Source organism: [Clostridium] innocuum (genome assembly GCA_012317185.1).
In the GTDB taxonomy this organism is placed as follows: domain Bacteria; phylum Bacillota_I; class Bacilli_A; order Erysipelotrichales; family Erysipelotrichaceae; genus Clostridium_AQ; species Clostridium_AQ innocuum.
Window position 1 is genome coordinate 3096384 of the sequence record CP048838.1, and the last position, 23735, is coordinate 3120118.

The 23735-nt window shown below is 29.8% G+C and carries 23 protein-coding genes and 2 pseudogenes; 2 read left to right on the forward strand and 23 right to left on the reverse strand.

Annotated elements, in window-relative coordinates:
* Nucleotides 1–42: 42 nt before the first annotated feature.
* The 18 genes and pseudogenes from G4D54_15120 to G4D54_15205 all read right to left on the reverse strand — a co-directional run bounded on the left by G4D54_15120 (nucleotide 43) and on the right by G4D54_15205 (nucleotide 17045).
* Nucleotides 43–894 (reverse strand): annotated as a pseudogene (locus tag G4D54_15120) (KilA-N domain-containing protein).
* A gap of 79 nt (nucleotides 895–973) precedes the next feature.
* A complete protein-coding gene (locus tag G4D54_15125) occupies nucleotides 974–1249 on the reverse strand; it encodes a hypothetical protein (protein ID QJA03673.1) in 276 nt (91 codons plus the stop codon).
* Entirely contained in the window at nucleotides 1249–1512 is a 264-nt protein-coding gene (locus G4D54_15130; protein ID QJA03674.1) for a hypothetical protein, read from the reverse strand. The genes G4D54_15125 and G4D54_15130 overlap by 1 nt, the downstream gene beginning before the upstream one ends.
* 449 nt (nucleotides 1513–1961) lie before the next feature.
* Complete coding sequence (locus tag G4D54_15135; protein QJA03675.1) at nucleotides 1962–2252, reverse strand: hypothetical protein; 291 nt, start codon at nucleotides 2250–2252, stop codon at nucleotides 1962–1964.
* Nucleotides 2227–4257, reverse strand: coding sequence for a hypothetical protein (locus tag G4D54_15140; protein ID QJA03676.1), 2031 nt, complete (start codon nucleotides 4255–4257; stop codon nucleotides 2227–2229). The genes G4D54_15135 and G4D54_15140 overlap by 26 nt, the downstream gene beginning before the upstream one ends.
* Nucleotides 4258–4424: 167 nt before the next feature.
* Nucleotides 4425–5102 carry a hypothetical protein gene (locus G4D54_15145; protein ID QJA05213.1) on the reverse strand — a complete coding sequence of 226 codons (678 nt, stop codon included), beginning with the start codon at nucleotides 5100–5102 and terminating at the stop codon, nucleotides 4425–4427.
* Between the two features lie 136 nt (nucleotides 5103–5238).
* On the reverse strand, nucleotides 5239–5460 hold the full coding sequence (locus G4D54_15150; protein ID QJA03677.1) for a hypothetical protein: 222 nt from the start codon (nucleotides 5458–5460) through the stop codon (nucleotides 5239–5241).
* A gap of 613 nt (nucleotides 5461–6073) precedes the next feature.
* Nucleotides 6074–7750, reverse strand: a complete 1677-nt coding sequence (locus G4D54_15155; GenBank protein ID QJA03678.1) for a recombinase family protein — start codon at nucleotides 7748–7750, stop codon at nucleotides 6074–6076.
* A 100-nt stretch (nucleotides 7751–7850) separates the two neighbouring features.
* Entirely contained in the window at nucleotides 7851–8003 is a 153-nt protein-coding gene (locus G4D54_15160) for a hypothetical protein (protein ID QJA03679.1), read from the reverse strand.
* Nucleotides 8004–8491: 488 nt separating this feature from the next.
* Nucleotides 8492–8902 (reverse strand): sigma-70 family RNA polymerase sigma factor, encoded by a 411-nt coding sequence (locus tag G4D54_15165; GenBank protein ID QJA03680.1) that lies wholly within the window; start codon nucleotides 8900–8902, stop codon nucleotides 8492–8494.
* Nucleotides 8860–8973 carry an RNA polymerase subunit sigma-70 gene (locus tag G4D54_15170; protein QJA05214.1) on the reverse strand — a complete coding sequence of 38 codons (114 nt, stop codon included), beginning with the start codon at nucleotides 8971–8973 and terminating at the stop codon, nucleotides 8860–8862. Before G4D54_15170 ends, G4D54_15165 begins: the two co-directional genes overlap by 43 nt.
* 452 nt (nucleotides 8974–9425) lie before the next feature.
* Nucleotides 9426–10745, reverse strand: a complete 1320-nt coding sequence (locus tag G4D54_15175; GenBank protein QJA03681.1) for a HAMP domain-containing histidine kinase — start codon at nucleotides 10743–10745, stop codon at nucleotides 9426–9428.
* Nucleotides 10742–11395 (reverse strand): response regulator transcription factor, encoded by a 654-nt coding sequence (locus G4D54_15180; GenBank protein QJA03682.1) that lies wholly within the window; start codon nucleotides 11393–11395, stop codon nucleotides 10742–10744. Before G4D54_15180 ends, G4D54_15175 begins: the two co-directional genes overlap by 4 nt.
* 97 nt (nucleotides 11396–11492) lie before the next feature.
* The gene (locus tag G4D54_15185) at nucleotides 11493–12869 is read right to left on the reverse strand and encodes an ABC transporter permease (protein QJA03683.1); all 1377 of its coding nucleotides are present in this window, start codon (nucleotides 12867–12869) and stop codon (nucleotides 11493–11495) included.
* The gene (locus tag G4D54_15190; GenBank protein QJA03684.1) at nucleotides 12869–13525 is read right to left on the reverse strand and encodes an ABC transporter ATP-binding protein; all 657 of its coding nucleotides are present in this window, start codon (nucleotides 13523–13525) and stop codon (nucleotides 12869–12871) included. The genes G4D54_15185 and G4D54_15190 overlap by 1 nt, the downstream gene beginning before the upstream one ends.
* 9 nt (nucleotides 13526–13534) lie before the next feature.
* Nucleotides 13535–14812 carry an ABC transporter permease gene (locus G4D54_15195; GenBank protein ID QJA03685.1) on the reverse strand — a complete coding sequence of 426 codons (1278 nt, stop codon included), beginning with the start codon at nucleotides 14810–14812 and terminating at the stop codon, nucleotides 13535–13537.
* Nucleotides 14813–14830: 18 nt separating this feature from the next.
* On the reverse strand, nucleotides 14831–15721 hold the full coding sequence (locus tag G4D54_15200) for a 4Fe-4S binding protein (GenBank protein QJA03686.1): 891 nt from the start codon (nucleotides 15719–15721) through the stop codon (nucleotides 14831–14833).
* Between the two features lie 166 nt (nucleotides 15722–15887).
* Nucleotides 15888–17045, reverse strand: coding sequence for a TlpA family protein disulfide reductase (locus G4D54_15205; GenBank protein QJA03687.1), 1158 nt, complete (start codon nucleotides 17043–17045; stop codon nucleotides 15888–15890).
* Between the two features lie 308 nt (nucleotides 17046–17353).
* On the opposite strand from G4D54_15205, the gene mobC reads away from it, so the two are divergent.
* A complete protein-coding gene (mobC, locus tag G4D54_15210; protein ID QJA03688.1) occupies nucleotides 17354–17704 on the forward strand; it encodes a plasmid mobilization relaxosome protein MobC in 351 nt (116 codons plus the stop codon).
* Nucleotides 17705–17709: 5 nt separating this feature from the next.
* Complete coding sequence (locus G4D54_15215; protein QJA03689.1) at nucleotides 17710–19041, forward strand: relaxase/mobilization nuclease domain-containing protein; 1332 nt, start codon at nucleotides 17710–17712, stop codon at nucleotides 19039–19041.
* 23 nt (nucleotides 19042–19064) lie between these two features.
* On the opposite strand, the gene G4D54_15220 is transcribed toward G4D54_15215, so the two are convergent.
* From G4D54_15220 to G4D54_15240, 5 genes and pseudogenes are all read right to left on the reverse strand, one after another.
* Nucleotides 19065–19562, reverse strand: coding sequence for a TIR domain-containing protein (locus G4D54_15220; protein QJA03690.1), 498 nt, complete (start codon nucleotides 19560–19562; stop codon nucleotides 19065–19067).
* A complete protein-coding gene (locus tag G4D54_15225; GenBank protein QJA03691.1) occupies nucleotides 19563–20984 on the reverse strand; it encodes a USG protein in 1422 nt (473 codons plus the stop codon).
* 8 nt (nucleotides 20985–20992) lie between these two features.
* On the reverse strand, nucleotides 20993–21913 hold the full coding sequence (locus G4D54_15230; GenBank protein QJA03692.1) for a restriction endonuclease: 921 nt from the start codon (nucleotides 21911–21913) through the stop codon (nucleotides 20993–20995).
* Nucleotides 21906–23402 carry an N-6 DNA methylase gene (locus G4D54_15235; GenBank protein QJA03693.1) on the reverse strand — a complete coding sequence of 499 codons (1497 nt, stop codon included), beginning with the start codon at nucleotides 23400–23402 and terminating at the stop codon, nucleotides 21906–21908. The genes G4D54_15230 and G4D54_15235 overlap by 8 nt, the downstream gene beginning before the upstream one ends.
* Nucleotides 23386–23602: pseudogene (locus G4D54_15240) on the reverse strand (helix-turn-helix transcriptional regulator). Before G4D54_15240 ends, G4D54_15235 begins: the two are co-directional and overlap by 17 nt.
* Between the last annotated feature and the right edge of the window lie 133 nt (nucleotides 23603–23735).

Consider the following 23735-nt stretch of genomic DNA (forward strand, 5'->3'; position numbering starts at 1 on the left):
TTACTTGATATTTTCTTTCCTTTGAGTTTTCCGCTTACATTATTACTCTATCATTCCGTTTTCCAATGTGGGTAAATTATTTAGGCTTACCTTTTCCAATGTCTGTAACTGCTGTACTGCCAACAGTCGGAGTAATTCCATCCGCTCTTTTTGATTCTTTCCCTGATTAATCAGAACAGCGTTATAACTTTCCAAATTTGCCAGTACTAACAACTGATTTAATGCTGCCGCATCTCTCATGTTTCCTTTTGCTGTTGGATTTTCATCTTTCCACTGCTTTGCTGTCTTGCCAAATAAAACAACATTTAACATATCTGCTTCATTAGCATAGGTATACACTACCTGTGCGGGTGTTAATTCCGGTGGAATCAAATTATCCTTAATTGCATCTGTATGTATCCTGTAATTCAGTTTGGAAATTACTCTGTTTAAATTCCAATTCAAAGATAATCGGCTATTCTCATCCGTCTTTAATCTCCTGTAGTCTTTCATAATGTATAACTAAAATTCAGGAGAAATCCAAGTTGCAAAAGACATGGCAATATCACTATGAGCATATGTTCCTCCATAACGTCCCGCTTTTGAAACAATACCGATAGCATCTGTAGCTTCTATCCACTTTTTGGGTGACATTGTAAATGCGTTTGCTCCTGCCTGTTTTCTAAACCCCTCGAATTCGAGGGGTTTAAAATCTGGATTATGCAGTCTTTCCCATAATCCCAAAAATTCTATTACATCTCGATTTCTCATCCAATTTTGTATAACCGCTGTTGGATCATCACTTTTATATCGAGCTATGTCCGTTAATGAAATAAACTCACTTTCAAAATTTGTTGTATAAATACCAATATCAATGCCTTTCGCATGAAGCGTTTCCTTAACTATTCTTCCCATTGTCCCTCTTATAATCATATCATTCGCTTTCTAAATACTCTGTCTATTTCTTTCTTAACTAATATCTTCTACTGAACAGTCATTCATTTTCATCTTTCAACATCTCCCGATATGCAACAATATAAGACTTAATGCAACTCGGATAAGTATAGAAATACCTTCTGCACACCTTTTTATATAACTCCAACATTTTTTCATCACAGGCAAAGTCCAACAAATAATCAAGCAAATAGGATAATTCCTTTTCCGATACTTTTCGCCTACATACATCATCAACTAATGGAAGATAGATATCATAAGCTTTCTTATGGAGTTGCTTTATTTGTTCTGCTATTTGAAATATACTTTCTTCCATCACATCACCTCAAAATATTTAAGTGCAGCTTTTATAGCCTCTACTTTCTCTTTCGGCGGATGCTTTCTTGGTTGCTTCAACTCTTCTACTGCATTTGGAGCATCATACATTGTCAATCCCAAAGACCTTTTTACCTCTGCGATATACGCAGTATGTACCCTAAACCCATATTTCTTTTCGACATATTCCTGTATCATTTTATATGTGATTTTCGGTTTCGGTTGGTATTTCTTTGCCCTCTCTGCAATTGCATCCAAAGGCATCTTCCCATTACCTTATCCAAATTCCACTTTTACATCTATATGGCTATCAGGTGATTTGTGGGACAAGAGTACTATCGTCTCAACGTGACTCGGATAATCGTAACTGCTGTAAGAAAGATACATTTATCCCTTGTTGCTCAGTTTATTTTTTTGAATATTGCTTTTCATACAACTTTTTAAAATCACTTTTTTTCATGAACAGTTAAAGCATGGAAAATAGCAATTTTAATCAAAAATCAGATGAATTAACATTTAGTAGCAGTCACACCCCATTTTTGAGGATCTCAAATTTTGCCTATCAAAAAGAGGGAAATCTCCTTTTTGTATCGGATTATTTGCACTTTTATTTCCTTTGTAGCAGACACACGCATTCAAAACCGCTCGAGTGTTCATAACTGATATATACTGGGTGCAGTTATCCCTTATAGAAAAATGGCATTTTCAAATTACTAGTTGCTATACTTATCTATAGCAGCTTTATAAACATTATTTACTTCATCAATAATTTCATCTTTTCTTGAAATGAATTCAGAAAATTTATTCTCAATATTTTTGTACATAACATTATGAGCTTGATGATTAATTTTATCGGTTTCATATGCATCATATTCGAAGTCTTCATCAAATGCCTTATTTATCAAATACAATAAATCTTCTTTAGTTATTTGATCTAATTCAATATAGTTATTCTCATTATTCATAAAATATACTTTGTTATTTTCTACCTTGAAGTATTTCATATGTTCTTTTCCTTTCTTCAAATGTGTCAATTCCACCTTCCAAGCAATCCATTAAAACCATAAAGTTTTTAATTTCCTCACCTTCAACAGTTTTTAATGTACTTGAAGACGGATGTCCTCCATAAACTTTATACAATGGTTCAGAATCAATAATTTCCCTTTTTGTATAAATAATATAATTTGGTTTAATTGATTCTCCAACAGTATTATTATGAGTCACAACAAAAACAGGTATATCGCTTGCAACTTCTTTAATTAAACTATTAACACTACTATTTAAGAATAAATTATCAAAGGATGACTCTGGCTCATCAATTAATAACATATCGTATTTTTTTGCATCTGTTAATTCGTTTAGTAAGTTAAATTCCGATCTCTCTCCTCCTGAAACGTCTGCACCGTAACGATTTAAAATTTTATAGCTTAATTTAATAAACAACTTATAAAATTCCGTTTCTGGAACCGATTGAATTTCTTTTAATTTACAAAGATATCCATATGGATTTGAAAAATGTTCATAAGCGTCAGCAAACGATACTCTCTTACCATATTCTGCGCCTACTGCTTTAGCATTTTCTAATACTTCGGTAGCTGCAATAATTTTAAAATCATATAAATCGCTACTTGCAATCACTTTAGGAGTTTTAATTAAGGTAACAATCTCATTAAATTTTTTAATTTTTTGATCATCTATGTATAATTCTTTAAATTGACAATCTAGCGGTGCTGTAACACCTGTCTTAATACTTAAGGAGTCTTTTGTTAATCTAACTATTTGATTAACAATCTCCTTCTTTTTATTTTCTAATGTATATTCTTTATATTTATCAATTAAAGCAAACAAGAGATTTCTTAGATTTTCTAATGACAAATGTGTATCTATTATTGACCTATATTCAATATTAGTCATTAATAATTCTGTTGCCTCGATTAATTTCTGCAATGACTCCAACTCTTTTATAGAATACTCTGTTTCTGTAAATAATTTTGTTTTTGAAAAAATATCTCTTTTTTCAAAATCAGCAGCGTATTTCTTTAACGAAGTAATGTATTTCTCAACTGTTTGAGTTTCTTCATTTCTATCTATCTTATTAACATCATCAACAACAACTTTAAATTCAGCCAAATAATCTTCAAATAATTTTGCCTTTTTTGTTTTTATTCTTTTTTTGAATGCTTCATCTTCCTTTTTTTCATCTTTTTCAATCAATGAAAACTGACGAATATATTTTACGTTCTTAAATGCTTTAGAAATGCTATTTAAAGTTACTGTTTTCCCAGAAGATCTTTCTCCTAGAATAACATTTAATCCAGTTGATGCACTAAATCCATTTTCTAAAATCTGAAATAATTCATTTCCATCTTGTAAACTCAAAGAAACTTTACTTTTATCGGAAAAACAAATCTTTAAATCACTCATTTTTAATTCTTCAGTATCAATATACATTTGTCTAAAAGAAAACTCTTCTATGCTATCTGATATTCTTTCATCACTAAATAAAACAGGAACTAATTTCTCAGTATCTTTAATACATTGATGAAATTTTTTCTCGGACTGAACTTCCCCACAAAATATATGTGGTTTTAATAACTCAATAAATTGTGGCTTTAATTCTGGTGATTTAATATAATGTGGAATAACTAAATATTTATCCAGAGAAGTAAATATCCTTGTAAATTGATCAATAGTTAGGGTATCTTTAGGTGTTTTTATTAATTTCTCAACTGCTGAACATTTACTTATGAAATCTGCAATATCCTCATTCTCAGATATAAGTAGAATATGCCCATTTTCTAAATCTACCTCAATACCTGGAAATACAACTATATCTAATTCTTGTTTAATAAGTTTATATTGTTCATAATCAAACAAATTATGATTAGTAATTGCAATACAATCTAATTTTCTAACACTTACATACTCTTTTAATTTCTCTAAAGAAAAATCAAACTCATAATCACTTATACTTTGTTTAGTATGAATATGTAAATCTATCTTTTTCAAAAATAACAACCTCTCTTTCGCTAATTGTACTAATTTTATCTATATTATATCATTAAATAATTTGATTTTATTCATTGCTTCTAAAATATTTAAAATTTTCATAACTGAAAAAAGAATTTGATTATTTTGCATAATTAAGTTCTTTTTTTAATTGAGAAATCTATTCTTTATCGTACTGATGCACTTCCGACTTCTTTATGTACGATTGCTCCAAACTTGAAGTGAATATCAATCGATGCATCATCGAATACAATAATTTGTTCTACCATTTTTCTAATTAAGACATTATCAAATTGTTTTAAATTCATAATACTTTCATCTATATAATCCTTAATATTTTGTATGCGATCATCAGTTTTCTGATCATCTAACATTCTTTGCCGCATCCCTTGTAGTTCTCGTAATTGATTTGCATACTCAATTAGTTTTATATCTATATTCGAATCTTCTTCTAATCCATTCATTCCTTCTGTTATCAATTCGTTCATCTTCAACTTTACTTCTTTTATTTGAGTATCCAATACACTCTTATCAATTTCTTCTCCTGTTCCTATCACCGATTTAATATTATTCAACACAATCTTATTTATACTTTTTTCACTATTTTCCTTTTTTAGTTCATTCATTGCTAGCAATACATTTCTTTCAATATCCGTTTCTCGAAGTGTCGGAGAATTACAGTGCATCCCTTTTGTTATCGCTGATTTACATCGGTAAACAATTACTTTTTGTTCTCCTAATTTCCATGAAATTCTTCTGAATGTATTGTTACATTCTGCGCATCTTAATAATTCAGATAAAACATATTTTCCATGTCTTACTTTTGACGAATGCTCACCATCAATACTGGTCGATATACAATGGCTCTTTTTGCCATTTCTTCTTGAATCTTCATAAAAATATTTAATGGGAGTATTGCAGGCACTGATCCAATAGATTTATATTTCGGTTTCTCCCCTTTATTTTTTGCTCTCTGTTTGGTTAGAAAATCTGTTGTATATGACTTTCCCTGAATTGCATACCCTGCATACTTTCATTTCTTAAAATACTTCCTACTGTGCTAGCACTCCACCGATTTTTTCCTGTAACTGTTTTGATTCCACGCTTATCTAATTCTCTAGCAATTTCTTCCCAACTCATTCCTGATAAATATAACATAGCAATCAACCGTACAATCTTCGCTTGTTCTTCATTAATAACCAAATCTCCATTTTCATCTCGATCAAGGCCTATCTGCTTTTGCTACTTCTTTCGGTTGTTCTGTTGTACATCCTGCCAATAACATCAAGCATACACATAACAAGGTGAATCGTTTCATTTTGCCTCACTCCTTCCTGCTTGTATCATTTGGTTTATATCTGTTTGGATTTCCTCTAAGTAGTTACAATAAATCCTAAGTATCGCATCCACTTCTTTTGATGGGATATCTGTGTCTTTTCTGTTAATACTTGCGGCTGTAACAAATGCTTGCATTGAATCATATAGAATATCTAGTTTTATTTATACATCTTCTAACATATGTATGTACCTCCTTATCAGCAACATACACTATCACACAAGTTTCTACATATCTATCGGAAATGATATATCTTTTCTATATCTTAATTTTATGCCTAATTCCATTTTTTCGTATCCCCTAAAATCTCTTTTTTTCATGAACAGTAAAAACTAGCGGAATAGCATAAGAAAAGCCTGACTTTTACTAAAAATCAGGCGAAATAGCATTTAGTAGCAGTTGCACCCCATTTTTGAGTGCTTCAAGTTTTACTTATCAAAAAGTGTCAAAAAGCCTTTAGTTATCGGCTTATTTGCACTTTCATTTTCTTACTAGCAGACACACGCATTCAACTTGCTCATCATTTTCCAAACTTATATTAAGATCTTCATCAATGATAGGTAGCTTAAAAGTAATGGATTTTAGCCATTGTCCATTAGGCTGCTTTTCTTCATAAATTTGAATTTCTGAAATGAGTGCTTCTATTAACTGCCTGCGTTCAACATCGTTCATGACTTTATAAAGCTTGTCAAAATAAATCAATACTTTATATATGTTATCACCAGTAAGTTTCTCAACCTCTATCGTTTCTTTTTTTGCTTTAGCTTCTATTAACTGACTTTCTAATTCCTCAATTTTATCGTACATACGATAAAGCCTATCATCTAAATCATTTTTTCTTCTCTTATAATGTTTATCCTCTACATCTAAATTATCTATTTCCTCAATAAGCTTATACTTTGTAGAATGACTTTTTCTTAGTTCATTTTGGTAATTATCTATCTCATTTTCAATAGCAGATGTATCAACCTTCATGTTAATTTTTTCTTGTATCATAGATGCAAATTTAGGGTTGCTTACTAACTTGATTATTACCTCAGCAACGGCATCATCTAACAATTCTTCTCTAATTTGTTTATTATAGGTACATTTATGTCCTCTATTCATAAGTCTATGCTTACAACCATAGTAATAGAAGTCTTTATACTTCGTCCCATCTTTTTTATATTTTATAGATTTATTCCCAAACATTCCAGCTCCACATATCGGACACTTTACTATTCCTGATAATAAGTGTGTCCTCATGTTCTTGCCCTTATTTACATGTTCATACTTTTTAGCTTGTGCTTTCAGTTTAACTTGTGCAGCCTGCCACAATTCATCTGGGATTATTGCTTCATGAATGCCTTCTGCTACTAAATAATCGTCCTGCTCTACTTGTCTGTATTCATTCCTTGTACCATGAACTTTTTCTAAAGTTCTTCTTCCAAATGCTATTTTCCCGTTATACACAGGATTCTTTAATATTTTTCTTATAAGACCTGCGTCAAACAATGGATTTTTCCCATTTTGTCTTGGTATTTTCCTTATACCATGATTTTCTAAATATTTAGAAAGACCATTAGCTCCAATACTTGTATTTACATATTGATCAAAAATAGTTCTTATTGCAATTGCTTCTTCCTCATTTATTATCAATTTCCCATCAATAAGTTGATAACCATACGGAGCAAATCCACCATTCCATTTACCCTCTTTTGCCTTTTGAATGCGACCTTCCATTGTTTGGACACGAATGTTTTCTCTTTCTATTTCAGCCACTGCCGATAAAACAGAAATCATCAATTTACCCGCATCTTTAGATGAATCAATTCCATCTTCAACGCAAATAAGATTTACTCCAAAATCCTGCATTATTTGTAAAGTCGAAAGTACATCAGCAGCATTTCTTGCAAATCTCGATAGTTTAAATACAAGAACGAAAGACACTCCATCCTTTCCGGATTTTATATCTTCCATCATACGAGTAAACTGAACTCTACCTTCTATAGATTTTCCAGACTTACCTGCATCTTCGTATTCACCAACAATCTCATAATCATTATAGAGAGCAAAAGCCTTCATTCTTGATTTTTGTGCCTCTAAAGAATAACCATCTATCTGTATGGATGTAGATACTCTTGTATAGAGATATACTTTTATTTTTTCTTTTGACATAGCATTAACCTCAATATCCTTATTATATATTTATATATTTTTACCAATAAAGGTTTGGACTTTAATCTCAAGTATATTATAGCACTTTTATTTCTCTTTCTCAATCCGTGCTTTTAGCTATATCAAATTTATTCTTATCCTCTGTATTTTTTACTGGAGTAGGATTTGGAAGATTCTCTAAATCTAAAACTCCAGCATATTTTGTAATCAGATTTGCTATCAAATCAGCCAATCCATTCCAGTCATTATCCACTAATACACCTCCTCCACTTTAAATTCTTTATAACCAAATATTATTTTTCTTACTAAGTTTTATGACATTGGTAGGTGCATTGGCTGCTACATAGGAATCTCACCTCCGCCCCTTGTTTCAGACGAGGCAGCTTAAACTATTGAAGTATCATTATCACCACTTACATCATCGAAATAAGCTGCCACGCTTATCTTTTATGTATTCCTATCTATCGCTCATTTTCTTCTAACCTCGGCATTATGCCGGTATTCATTTGAACCGATTTTCATCAGCAGAAAAGTCTTGGCGTAGGTCATAACTCTCAGTAAGTAGATAAAGTCCTACCTTGGTCTATTCAGTTGTCAAAGATCAATATTTGAAAGGGACTGTTTTCTTTACATTTTCCTATTTGCCATAAGCAGGCGTATCTCCTAATCAAGAAAGTAAAGGAGGTCAAACTCCCCTTCACTTTACATAAGGAAAATTTGCCCCCTTTGGTTACCAAAGTTTTAAAGTTCTTCGATAAATTTTTTCAGCTTTTCAAGAATTTTGTTTCTTCTTTTGATTAAAGCCGGATGTGTAATACTTTTGAGCTTTGCTACTGAACGAACAGTTTCATCATTGAAATACAAGCGTTCAATAATATCTCTTTCTTCTGCATTGAGCCTTGTTATAGCACTTCTTACTGCTTCAATCATCATCTGTGTTTCAACAATCTTTTCTACATCAACACTTTCATCAACAATATTATCTGTAAAGTGTCCGTCATGATCCAATGCTGAAAAAAAGAGCAAGTGGTTTTTCCTGTCCACCTGCTCTAAATACTTCTCGTGTTCTTTTTCTCGCCAGTAGACTATATATATATCTTCACTGACTTTTACCTTTTGTCCTCTGATATAAAGATAATACTCTTTTGCCATAAAGTTTCCTCCATCTCTTTTTTATCTGCTTGTTTTTCAGATAAAAAAGGAGGACTTCTGCATCTTGGCATAAGAAGTCCTCTGAAATGAAAGAATAAAAATATTTCTTTATATGAACTTGATTGTTTCAATTCGCACCTGAAACAATCATCTACTATACATATTATAAAAAAGAGGAATGTATTGAATTCTAAATATTTCTAACATTAAACGTTTAGATGCTTCCATATTTATTTCCTCCATTTTATCAATAATCTAAATAACCATCATATTCATCTACTACTTATATAATTGAGTTTTATTAAACTTTTTAAGTTTCTATTCTATCAAATATTTAAACAGTCTCTGCATCCGAAAAGACTAACTCATATAGTTTTACTAACAATATTTTCATTAGCGTGTTCAAATCCTGATTTCTTGTATCAATTATTTTCTGTTCACTTTCAATAAGAAAAAAGCCTTTACTTCCATGGCTAATAATAAGTCTCTATTTTTCAATAAATATTGCAAAATTATATCTTGTTTAAGAAAATATTTTAATTTTAAAGATAAAAAATTCTTCATCCTGCAATGCTTTATATTCTATATTGTAATTATTCAGAATATTACTTACAATATATAAACCTAATCCATTACTATTTTCCTTATTTAAATCAAATTTAACATCAAATATTTTATCCATATTCGAAATTTTATTGTTACCGTATGAATTCTCTATATATAACCAATCATTAACTATCCCAATATTAATTACCCCATTTACATCAGTATATTTTACCGCATTACTAATCAAATTAGATAGAATAATCTTTAAAGCTGTTTTTCCTATATAAACATTCTCATCTAATATATAATTATTGACAGTTATTTTCTTTTGATTTGCTAATATTTCATACTTTTTTAATATGTCTTCTAATGTATCATTTATTTTCAAATATTCTTCATCATTATTCAAATTTTCTATAGAATGAACTGATAATATTTGAGAAATATTTTTTGTTAAACTATCAACGATTTCAATACATTCATTAATATAAATATCTCTTTCTTTATATTTTCCAATATTGTATTTCATGTTTTCCAGTATTATTTTAAGACTAGCAAGAGGAGTTTTAAGTTCATGGGATGCACCTTTAAAAAAGTCATATTTTAACTTTTCTAATTTTAAAATTTCTTTATTTTTAAATTCCAAATCGTCAATTGTTCTTAATAAAGTAGAATACAAATCATTAATTTGTTGTTTTAATTCTCCAACTTCATCATTAGAGCTAACTTTTAAACGCGTTTTTTTATCAAGTTTCATCATTTTATCAGTAACAATTTTTATTTCTTGTATATTATTTTTTATTGATTTTGCATAAATTAAAGAAATAATAGCAGAAAATAAAATTGATATTAATAAAGAATATGGTAAAAATTTAAGGCTTAAATCTTTCGCATCTTTTTGCATATCAGCTGTAGAAACAAATTGTAGATTTGTTTTTTTACCATCATTAAGCTTTATTTCTCTTTCTTCAATTATCAAAGAATTACTATCACTTTCTAAATTAACATTTATATTATCTTTGATTTGTATTTCATTCTTATTATTTTTTTCTTTTATAAATGCTTTTATTTCACTACTCTTAGAATAAAGCTCCAAAGTTTGTTCTATATATTTTATTTCTTTTCCATTCATATTACTAGAAATTTCATTTGCCATATTATGAATCTTTTCTTTTCTCGTCTCCAAATATGTTTTAGGAAAGATAAAAAAAACTAATGAATGAACTAATATAATTATTATTCCAAGAACAGAAAATATTTGTATGAACATTTTTGGAAATATCTTTAATTTTTTCATTTTCTCTCCAATTTATATCCTACATTTCTTATAGTAGTTATACAGTCTAATTGTAATTTTTTTCTAAGTTCTTTTATATATACATCTATTACTCGATCATAAGGAGTTTCTTCGCTATCTTTCCATACATAATCAATAATTTGCATTCTTGTTAACACTTGTCCATTATTATCCAATAAACATTTTAATACTTCTAGTTCTTTTGCATTTACATCTATTTCTTCACCATTTATTTTAGCTGTATAGCTATTAAAATTAACCGATAGATCATTATATTCAAACTTCTCTAAATGTCCATAATTCTTCTTAATTAAAGAATCTATTCTAGCCTTTAAGACCGGCAATGAAAATGGCTTTTCTACATATCCGTCTACTAAATTAGTAAATGCATCAATTTTATATTCTTCATCACTAAATGCAGTCAAGATTAGAATTGGTAAATTGCTTTTCTTTCTAATTTCTTTCAACACTTCTAAACCATTTATAAAAGGTATCTGAATGTCTAAGATAACCAAATTTATATCGCTATTAAATTTTGACAAGGCTTCTCTTCCATCTTTAGCTTGAATAACAGTATATCCAAATTCTGAAAGATATTCACTTATTCCCTCTCTTATCATATTATCATCTTCAACAGTTAATATTTTCATATATACCTCCACTTAAGCCTCTACACTTATATTATACAGCATATTATTTGATATTTAAAAGCCAAAAAATTTTTGGTGCTAAAAAGCACCGAAAATTTTAATTATTGTCAATTAATAATTCTTTTGGATTCCTTCTTAATATATTGAATGAAGAAATAATCAATGATACAAGAAGTACTAAACTCATAAATATAACTACATAAATTATGAATTTAGGTAATACATTTATATCTAAACTTGATAATGTCTTGTTAAATCCTTCAGCTTCTGCCCCACCACCTAATTGGCTAGATGCAGATTGTCTAGCTATTTGTTTAGCTATATCACCAGTAACCTTATTCAATATATTATTCCCAAGCTTATCAGCTGTATATTGAGCTAAGAAATAAGAACCAACGAATGCGGGGATTGATATAAATACCATCTCAATTAGGAATTGACCAAAAATTTCTAATTTTGATATACCTAATGATAGTAATACTGCTATTTCTTTCCTTCTAGCATTCATCCATAAGAATAATAATAATGAAACTACAACTCCTGCAAATATTAATGAGCCAACAAATAATTTATTTGAAATTGAGTAGATACCTGATATAGATTGTTGTAATGCAGGGTAATTTGATGAACTTTTAATCAAATTATATTCTCTCCAATTTATATCTAATTTCCCAAGATCTTTTATTACACTATCAAGATTCTTATCACCTTTTACAAAGAATGTTGCATCTTGGTATACAGCTGTATCCTCTGTATTACCATAAACTTTAGCAGCTGTATGAACATCAGTGATTAATGTATTTTCGTATAGTTCTTGTGCTGCACTTACTCCACCGCTATTATGCCCATCGAATAAACCTTTAATTTCTACTTCTACTGTTTCATCTGCACCTTTCTCATTATCAGCATCAAATAAATTAGATTTTATTTTTATCTTATCTCCAACTTTAAGATTATTTTTTTCAGCTAAATCTTTATGCATTAAGATTTTATTTTTATCTTCATTTTCTAAATGCTTTCCTTCTACTAATTTATATGCTTCTGATACAAATTTTGTTTCTTTTGATGAGTCGTTAACCCCAGTTAACATAACTGTTCTTTTAAAATTCTTCGCTCTTTCAGGTGATTGATTCGCAAGAGTCTCTTGAGTTTCAATAATATTATAATCAACTAAATCTGCAACACTGTTTATTCTTTTTACATAGGAGTCTATACTATCTGTTTGAGATATCTTTTTAATATCTTCACCTTTTACATTTCCCCCACCTCTAGGTGTTCCTGGATTTACTTGTCTATTTATCTCCATAGAAAAACTATTTGTTATATTAGCAAATGTTTCTTTTGAAGCTCTGTCCATAGCATCTTTAATAGATAAACTAATGAGACTTAAAGTTGACATAGATAAAATAACTAATATAATAATTAATGATTTTAAGCTTTTTCTAGTTACATAAGCAAATGCATTTTTTATCATTATTCAACCTCCAAATTCATTTTATTTACTTTTTTCAACTTTTTACCACTTAGTTCTAAAATGATATCCGCAGAATCTGCTACTTCCTTACTATGTGTTACAACTATTACACATTTATTTCTATCTTTAGCTAATGTCTTTAATATATTAATTATTTCTCCAGCAGTAACACTGTCTAGGTTACCAGTAGGCTCATCAGCTAGTATTATTGGAGCATCTGATACCAATGCTCTAGCAATAGCTACTCTTTGTTGCTGTCCACCAGATAATTTCATAACATTTCTTTTTATTTGTTTTTTATCTAAACCTAGTTCAAACAAGATACTTTCATCTGCTGATTTATTCACTAATCTAATATTTTCAATTGGTGATAAATAATCTATTAAATTATAGTTTTGAAATACTAAAGATATATTATTTTTTCTATGATTACTATATCCTTTCTTTTGTATATCTTCATTCTTAAACAATATTTTTCCTGTTTGAGGTTTATCAAGTCCAGCAAGTAAGGAAAGAAGTGTAGATTTTCCTGTTCCTGACTTTCCTACTATCGCATAAAACTTCCCAAGTTCAAATTTTTGATTTACTCCTGACAAAACTTTTTCTTTAGAATTTGCATAACTATATGCTACATTCTTTATTTCTAATATATCCATTATTTTCTCCTAACTTATTTTTGATAATATTTCTTTAGGCTTCTTGATTAATATTAATGAAGAAGCAAATACAACTGATAAAACAATAATACTTATTAATATTAAATAACTTTGTCCAAGTGTTGTTATATTTAACATAAAACTACTATTATTTATTAAACTTCCACCGGAAATCATTGAGTTCTCTGAGTTAATGAATCCATCTACAATTACTTTTAGTAATACATTTCCTAAAAATAAGGAAGATATTATACTTGGTATCGATATGAATATTAACTCGAATATAAATTGCATTATAATTTGTATCTTAGATGTTCCAATAGATAAAAATATACCTATTTCATAAATTCTTTCTCTTAACCATAGAATCAAGATTAATGAAAGAACAACCATCCCACCTAACATAATAGAATAAGTCATTATTTTTATTATATGTTTTATTCCACTCACTGACTCTAAAGACTCTTCAAACGCATTAGAATCTTTTTCAACAAAATACTTTGACTCATCAATTTTAAACTCTTTCAATTTGTTTAAGGCTAAGTCTGTAGATTCTGCACTACCAGAATACATTAAAATTTTATTTGCGATTTTATTATTTTCTGATTTATTTAATATCTCTTGGCTTGTTGAATAATCTACAAACACCATATTTTCACTAAAATCAGAAGATAATCCTGTATATGTTTCCTGTTTTTTACCAGAAAAGATCCCTATAATTTTAAATTTATGACTTTTTATTTTTCCACTTTTTTCAATATCTAGTAATTCAAGATCAACTTCATCACCTAATTTTAGATTGTTTTGTTTAGCAAATTCTTCATGAACAATAATTGAATTCTTATCATTTTCTCCTATATTTTTACCTTCTTTAATTGTAAATACTCCACTACTAAATAAAATATTTCTTTTAGTATTATTTGTAGCTTCGAGTGAAACAACATTCTTAAATTCGTCAGATAAATCTTCTCTATTTATTCTTTGTTCTCCGCTAACTACTTTAGCATCTTTTAGTTTTGCTAATCCATCATATTGAATTATTTTTTCTTCAATTTCTTTTAATTTTTCAATATCTTTAAATTGATTAACATTAAAATATTTACCATCTTTTTTTGTTATTGATATTGAAGAATTAGAACTTTCATATAAAGCCTTTTCTATTTCATTGCTTGATTTCATTATTGTTAAACAAGAATACAAGCAAGAAAGAACTATAGTTAATATGATAAAAATTATTAAAGTTCTATTTCTCTTTCTTGTAATATATGCTATAGCATTTTTTATCACTTTCCTAACTACTCCTCTCTATTTTCTTACTCCATAACTAATTGCATCCACTGGACAAGCATTTTTACATCGTCCACATCTGATACACTCCAGATGATTGCAATTCTCAACTGGATCTATATTCATTTGGCAAACTTTTTTACATTTTCCACAATTAATACACTTATCCTTATCCAATCTATATCTAAATATTGAAATAGGGTTAAAAATTGAGTAAATAGCTCCAAGTGGACATATATATTTACAAAAAGGTCTATATATAATTATAGAAAGTAACAAAGTAACTATTAGAATGATTCCTTTCCAATAATACAAGAAACCTATCGCATTTCTCATACTTTTATTTAATAAAACAAGTGGTAATCCTCCTTCCAGCATACCAATCGGACAAATAAGTTTACAAAAATACGGAGAACCCTGACCTAAAATATCAACCAAAAATAAAGGTAATATTATTACAAATACAAGTAATATTATGTATTTCAATTTTCTCAAATGTTTATCAAACTTAAATGTTTCAACTTTTTTAAAAAAGGGAATCTTATGTAGCAAATCTTGAATCAATCCAAATGGACACAGCCATCCACAAACAAATCTTCCCACCAATGCTCCTATAAAAAACAAAATCCCAACTATATAATAACTAATCTTATATTTTGAATTTCCAATTACTGCCTGTAGTGATCCTATTGGACAAGAACCTTTTGCTCCCGGGCATGAATAACAATTCATACCTGGAACACAAATTTTCTTTAAATTCCCACCGTAGATTTTACCAGTCTTAAACCCTTCAAAGTAAGAATTAGTAATTAAAAACCAAACGGATTGAAATAAATGCCTAAAACGATCTCTTATTTTATATTTATCTTTTTTTGTACTACCATTTATAATCTTTTTAATTCTATCCAATTCCAATACACTCCATACAAATTCTTATCGCCTTATCCAAGACAACTTTAGTTTCTCCATTACTATGACCATAGTAAATCATCGCCATACTAATAAAGATAATTAATAAAGACAAGGCACGGCTTTTTAAAAATTTATTAACCATATACCAATCACCGCTTTACTTTTATTTATTTTTTATTTTTTCCAATTCTTTTTCAATTACCTGCTTCCATTCCTTTGCACTCTTTGCCCCAGAATAAGTATCACCTGCAATATTTCCATTACTATCAACAAAGAAAGTCTCTGGCATAGCCTGTATACCATTCAATCTACCATTAAAGTTTGTCTTATCTGGCATTAAGAAAGGATATGAAGCCTTTGTCTTTTCATGTATTAACTTTGACTTTTCAATTGCTTCCTTGTTTTCACCGTTATCATCAACAGTATCTGTAACAACTCCAACGATATTTACACCCTTGCTTTTCATTTCATTCTGAACCTCAACCAAATCAGGAATTTCCTTTACACAAGCTGTACACCAAGTTGCAAATACATTTACCATAGTAAGATCATACTTCTCAAAATCTTTACTTGTAAAATCCTTGCCATTTATGTCCTTTGTTGATAGTTTACGTAAATCTTTAACCGATTCTTTGTTAAATGCTTCTGTATTTTCTAAATCAGTTTTTTCTGATAGCACAAAACCATTTTTAGGACGTTCTTTTTTATCTATAATTTGAATCTCAGTTCTTTTTAATTCATCCAGAAGATTACTTTCAGCTCCGCTATTTGTGCTTAAATAGCAATCGTATTTTCCATCACTTGAAACTCCTATTTTAGTATGAGTATCACATTTTGTAATTTTAGATATTTTTTCTTCTGATGTATTTTTTTCGAATATACCAATAGTCCCAATTCTTTCAAGCTCATTTTGCCAATTTTTATATCCATCGCCCATCTTTTCTATAACTGCATTTTTTTGTTCTTCTGTCATTTTTTCAAATGTCAAAATAGCATACTTTAGTTCTTTATCTATAGGACTTTGATCATCTAACATCGCTATCTTTTTATCAGCTATATAATTTCTAAATTTGTCTGAGAGTTTAAATTTAAGCCCTAAATATTCATAAACATATTCTTTCTTTGCCTCCAATGTATAATCTGATGGCTTAAAAGTTTCATTTTTGCCATTTGCATTAATTGACATGCCTGCCTCTTCAGAACTTATGGATTGTCCTTCTTTAATTTTATTGTTTTCATTACTTTTTTGACACCCAACTGCGTTTAAGCTCAAACATAATGCAAGTAATAGGCATGCTCCTCTTGATACTATTTTTTTCATAAATTATTCCTCCTTTATTTTTTACACAATAGCATTTTATAGCTACTTTCAATAACATTCTACACACCTTTTATGAAACGTTGATGAAATATAATTTTTTATTTTTCCAAACTATGGTATAATAATATAAGTATTATGCTTAAAGTTGTTCTTACACGATTAGTATATGAGCAAGCACAGTAAGTGTACGGACACTTACGAAAAAATTGATGAAGCAGCCCTCTGGGATCTGCTTCTTTTTTTATCAATTTTTAACTTGTTAGGGTGTACCCTAAGACCCCGAAATACATTCAAAGGAGGATTTACCTATGGCAAATAGAATACGAAATGAACGACTTGAAATTAAATTGACAGAAGAAGAAAAGACTCTTTTTGAGGAGAAAAGAAAACTTGCTAAATGCAGAAATATGAGCCATTTCATTCGCAAGTGCGTTTTAGAAAAGGAAATATATCAAGTGGATTTAGAACCGTTTAGAGATTTACAAGGCTTACTTTCCAACGCTACAAGCAACATCAATCAGATTGCAAAGCGTGTAAATTCTACCGGCATAATCTATAAGGACGATATAAACGATATGAAAAAGCAGATTGAATATTTCTCAAAAGAGTTGTGGCAAATACATTCTCTGCTTCTTAACAGAACTTCCGGAGGTGATTAAATTTTATGGCTATTACTAAAATTCATCCTATAAAGTCAACCCTTAATCTTGCCATTTCATATATTGTTAATGGAGAAAAAACAGATGAGCAAATCTTAGTAAGCACTCATAAATGTCATCAGGAAACTGCTCATACTCAATTTTTAAGAACACGAAATGATGCAGGAACAAACGGAACTGTCCTTGCAAGACATCTTATTCAATCCTTTTTACCGGGAGAAACAAGTCCGGAAATGGCACATCAAATCGGTCTTGAACTGTGTAAAAAGATATTAAAGTATGAGTACGAATATATCTTATGTACCCACATAGATAAAGGTCATATCCATAACCATATCATCTTCAATAATGTAAATATGGTAACAGGCAAGTGCTATCAATCCAACAAGAAAAGCTACCACCAAATCAGGTATCAAAGCGATAAGCTATGCAAAGAAAATAACCTTTCTGTTATTGATGAATTCTACGAGAGCTATAAGAGAAAGTACAAAACAAATGGTAAGTCATGGTATGAAAATGAGCAATCTAAGAAAGGTACTTCTTGGAAAAGCAGGATTCAATTTGACATTGATCGTTTGATAAAACAGTCTAAGGATTGGGAAGAATTTCTAAAGAAGATGGCGGAACTTGGTTATGAAATAAAGTATGGAAAACATATAGCCTTTAAGCCAAAAGATAAGCAGAGATTTACAAGGGCTAAGACAATTGGTGAGGATTATACAGAGAAAAGATTAAAAGAGCGTATTACAGAAAATCAAACGATTAAAACCCCACCTGTCAAAAAACGAATCGGAAATGTCATCAATATGAATACCAATGCCAAAGTGAAAGAGAGCAAAGGCTATGAATACTGGGCAACAAAACACAACCTAAATACAATGGCTGAGTCAGTTTTTTTCATCAGAGAACATGGCATTAACTCCGTTAAGCAGCTTGATGAATATATTCAAAAAAGTGCTGAAGAAAGACAAGCTTTACAAGATAAAATCAAAGAAGTCGATAAGGATATGCAGCTACTTTCTGATACGATGGAACAAGTTCACACTGTTAAAAAGTATCGAGTCTACTACAAAGAATATAAAGCAAATCCTTCTGATAAGGCATTTTTTGAGGAGCATAGGGCTGAAATCACACGCTACGAAACGGCTCTTGCAAAACTTAAAAAGTCCTATTCAAGGCTACCTGATTCCAACGATATTTTAGATAAACTTGATAAGCTGCAAGAAAAAAAGAATACCCTAATGCAAGAGTATTCTTCTACAAAATCTACTATGGACGAGCTTTATCAAATACGAAAGAACTATGGAATTTACATGGGTAAGGAGATGGAGAGATAATTTTTTCTCTCCATCATCATTTATTACCAAGTTGATGGTTTATGGTTTATTCCATACTCAATTAAATCTTCAATATTATCTTTAATATCGCTATAAACATATTTACTTGATGAATAGTTAGAGTCAAAACATTTAACATACTTTGAAAGTTTTTCACCTTCTAATGTTAAATAATCAAAAGGATTATTACCCTTATCATCTTGCTCTCCCAGTGAATTCTCCAACTTGTGAATGTAAATTCCCACAATACCTTTATTTAACTCATATGCTTTTTTTATTTCATAATTTATCCATTTTCTGTTCGCTGTTTTTTCTCCAATCAAAACAACCAAACATGAACGCTTATTTAACTGTTCATGAATCCATTCTTTAATTTTACTTTCTGTTTTTTCTTTTACTTCCTCCCAGTCATTATCAGAAAAGGTAGAACTACTGTCTACTTTCCCCATGTTGCGAACCTGTCCTGCCCTCCAATTATCATTATCGTAATGAAAGCTAAAAAATACCTGTCTTTTTGCCATTTAAAATTCCTCCTTATTTAATATTTTAACTGCTTGAACTATGTTTTTAACAGACATATCAATATCGCCATCGCATTGTTTATTTGCCTGTTCAATTGCACTTATTGTATTTTTATCTGTAATTTCTCGAGTTATTTTATTGAATATTTCTTTAGCTGACCCACCAGTATGTTCAATTGGTAAACATACTAACCCATGCTTTTTACATAACTCAAATTCATCTATAACTCCACTTGCAGTATTTTCTGTTTCTTTGTTTCCAAAAATGAATATAGCGGTTCCGCAATTATCAATCATTTGCTCTCTATTTTCTTTATATAGCTTATCTAAATCTATTCCCAATGAGCTATTTTGCGGGAAAGGCATAAGTGTCAAAAAATCGCTTATTTTAGAATTATGATTCAAGCAATAATCTGCAACACCATTTAATATAAATTCGCCTACACCTTTGCCATATCCATTCACAATACGATAACCATTCTTTGATAGTTCAAAAGATAGATTGTGAATAAAATTTTTACCAGTTTCATGAGAATACCCCGGATAACAATACGCGCTACCCGATATAAATATTGTTTTTCTTCTGTATCTATCTACAAGTATACTTAATATGTCAGTAATTTCATTATAGTCATTTACCAAATAGGTAAAAATACCATACCTATTCAAATCTTCTATTTGCAGCTCTTGTCTTACTTTTTTGTACTCATAATCCTCATCAGTATCTTGAACTCTTTTCATAATACAATAATGTTTTCTTGTATTCTTTTCGTCGAGTAATACTCTTAATCTTCCGATTACATAGTTAAAGTTTGGATCTTCAAAGCTAAATCCTAAAAATAGAAATGTTTTGGTAAGCAAATCTCCCTCTAAAACCTCTCTGAATAATTTTCTTTTGTTATATCCAAATTCTTCATAATCGCTTCTTGTAAGTACTGCATCTTCAGGGGATTCTACATCACCATGCAATTTGTATACTATTACATCAAAATTATAATTTGTACCTCTTAGTTGTTCATCCTTTGTTTTTACATAAGGCTTTTTCATATTGGTTTCTAAAGCCTTTTCTATTAACTTATCATAATTTGTTGTCCAAAAAGTTGAAATTGGCAGCTGTGATAAAAGTTTATGATTTTCAGTGGGTTTTACTAATTGAGAAAATTGACCTTTGATTAGATCATCTATTGATGTTCTCTTTTTCGAATTAGAATAATACTGTGCCAAATTAACCAAATCATTTTCTTTTTCAACATCTAATCCAATTTCTTCTGCCGGTTCTTTTAAAAGTTCTTTCCAACTACAAAACCCAGCAGGAATTGATAATCCTGCTCCAATAAATGCTCCTATTTCATCACTTTTAATAGCTTTTTCAATTTCTCTAATCAAATCTTTTTTTGATACTTCGCCTTTAATAATGAGCACCTCCTCATTTATTTTCTCGGTCCTAAGAATTTATCCCCATTTAGATGAATCATATGGTCTGGCATATCCGCAATCCATACTTCCGTTTCCCAAGCTAAAGACTCCGAAAATTTCTTAAATGTTTTAAAGTCTAAAAATGCTGTTACATATATTTTTCCAGCCGAAACATTTTCCGTCATTCCCTCAATTTCTTTTATTCTTTTTGGCTCCATTGCACCTACAGAAGTTACAGACTCAACAAAGTAAATCCAGTTCTTATCTTCTGAATATAAAACAACATCCGGCATTTTGTCATGGAGTGTTATCTCAAAGCCTAATTCTTTTAGTTTCTCCTCATTCTTCACCAAATCCTTTTGAATTGTATCACCAACATACAAACATTCAGAGTTCTCAGCAAATCGTGGAGCAAATTCTTCAATAATAAATTTCTGTAATTGATTGTGTTTACCGGGAGAAAATGTGAACTCGTCCCCGTTTATTTTAACAGGCATTTTTCTTACTGCTTTTTTAGAACTATATAGATCAATTAAGTTCTGATGAGATTTTAAGAAATTATTCTTCTGGTCTTCCCACAGACTTGATTGAAAAGTTTTTACTAATAACAACATTTCATCAGTTAATCGATACCTGTAATTAGGGCTATTTGTTGCTTTCCCATTATCTTCAATAAATGCTGCATTCCTAAAATGATGCATTGCCTGTTTACGGAATGTTTCTCTACTATTCTCTGCATATGAAACCTCATAAAACTCTCTAATAAAGGCAATAACATCATGTATTCTTATCCATTTATTAGTTGCATTAGCCCATTCATCATTCTTTTTAATATCTGCCATTGCCAAAATAACATATCCACATAGATCCGACTGCTGTTTTAGTGGAACTTTCAACTCATTCAAAATATTCTTTGCTTCTTCTAATTTAGACATATATAAATCTCCCTAATATTTCATCACAATTTTCTTCAGACATATCCTTTAATTTAATCAGTTCCTTTCCCATATTCTCAATACAAGTTAGTGGTGGAATTGGCATCGAGTTAATTTCAGTAGCATTAACTTGAGTTGATCCATTTAAAATTCTGTAATAATTATCATAAAGCGTAGAGTTCAATACAACATACAAACCATAAACCAAACAATCTGATAATCCTTGTAAGCCTGTAATAAAATTTATTTTATTCTGTGTGCTAATTGCCTTATATGTTGGAAATTTTTTAGCTAAATAAATTCCACATTGTAATCTACGCTTTTCTTCCTTTGCCGTAAATCTTTTCACAAATAAATAATTAGTGTTCTCCTGCAATAATCCTTTTTGCTCCGTTAATAGATACTCATTTTCTTTTCCAACAGGAAAAATCACTTTACCATCTTTTATATGTTGCGAATAAAATAAAGGAACTGCTTTTTCCTCTGCATCATTTCTTAAAGCCTCTCGATTTCTAAAATCAACTGTCAAACCAGTTTTCATTTTCAAGCCAAGAGTTGGCAAGGTATCATTCCATTCATTTACCTTTTTAATCGTATCAGCTTCTTCTTTATCAGTTATCAAAAAAACATATTTGTGTTCTCCGGAAACAACCATATCGTAAGGAGCTTCAAAAACAGTCTTGCTGCCGAAATCAAAATTATCATTCGTTGTAGTTATAGTAATGTTTTTTAACTTATTTAATTCTTTCTTGGCTTTAATAATCATAGTTTCTTGCAAAACAGACTCTTTATCAAAGACTTTGTCTCTGCTTACAAATAAATGAATGTGCTTCAAAACCACTTCGTTTAAAAACTTCTCACGAAACTTTTTAAAGTACGCTCCAGAAGTCCATGATCTTGGAACGATAAACACCAATTCGCCATTATCAACCAAATTGAAACTTGCCATCTCCATAAAAAGAAAATATAAATTCGGTGATCCATAACAAATATCAGGCATGGATAAAGCTTCATTAGCCATTTTTCCAATCTTTAAATAAGGTGGATTTCCTATAATTACATCGTATTTTTCAGGTTTAGTACTCGCCCCCAACATATTGTTATATTCAAGTGTTTGACTTGTTATATAGTTATCTTTAATCACTTTGTATTCAATTTTTAGTGATGTATTCTTACTTATCCACGATAAATTTGCATTTAACAGCTCTAAAATGTCATCATTGGTTTCATAACAAGTAATTTTTATTGCTTCAATCTTATCAGTATCAATAATTCTTTGAATAAGAGCTGCCGTAAGTATTCCTGAACCCGCTCCCGGATCGAGTATAGAAATTTCTTTTGAAAATGATGATAAATCAAATAATGATGCCATGAAAAGAGCTGTTTCTTTACTTGTGAAAAATTGCCCATTTTTCTTGCGAATTTCTTTTGGCATCTGTTCAATATATTTATTTGTAGATTCAATTACATAATCAATTATTTTCATCATTCACCAACTCCATAATTTCATTTATACCACAGTTCAAACTATCACATATTCTGACAATCACATCAGTAGTGATATTCTCACTATTCTTCATTTTATAAAAAGTACTTCGGCTAACTTCAGCTTTTTTCCATTAACTCAGAGTTTTTCATATCTAAATCTATCATTTTTTTAAATAGCTTTTTATAACTTATTTTTGACACAATTGTCCTCCTATACATCTAGTTTCGTTTTTATCATTATATCATATTTGTTCACTTTTTTCACTACAAACTTCTTTTTACGCAAACATACGACATTTGTATAAAAAAAGAGCCGGTGCAGTCCTAAGACCAC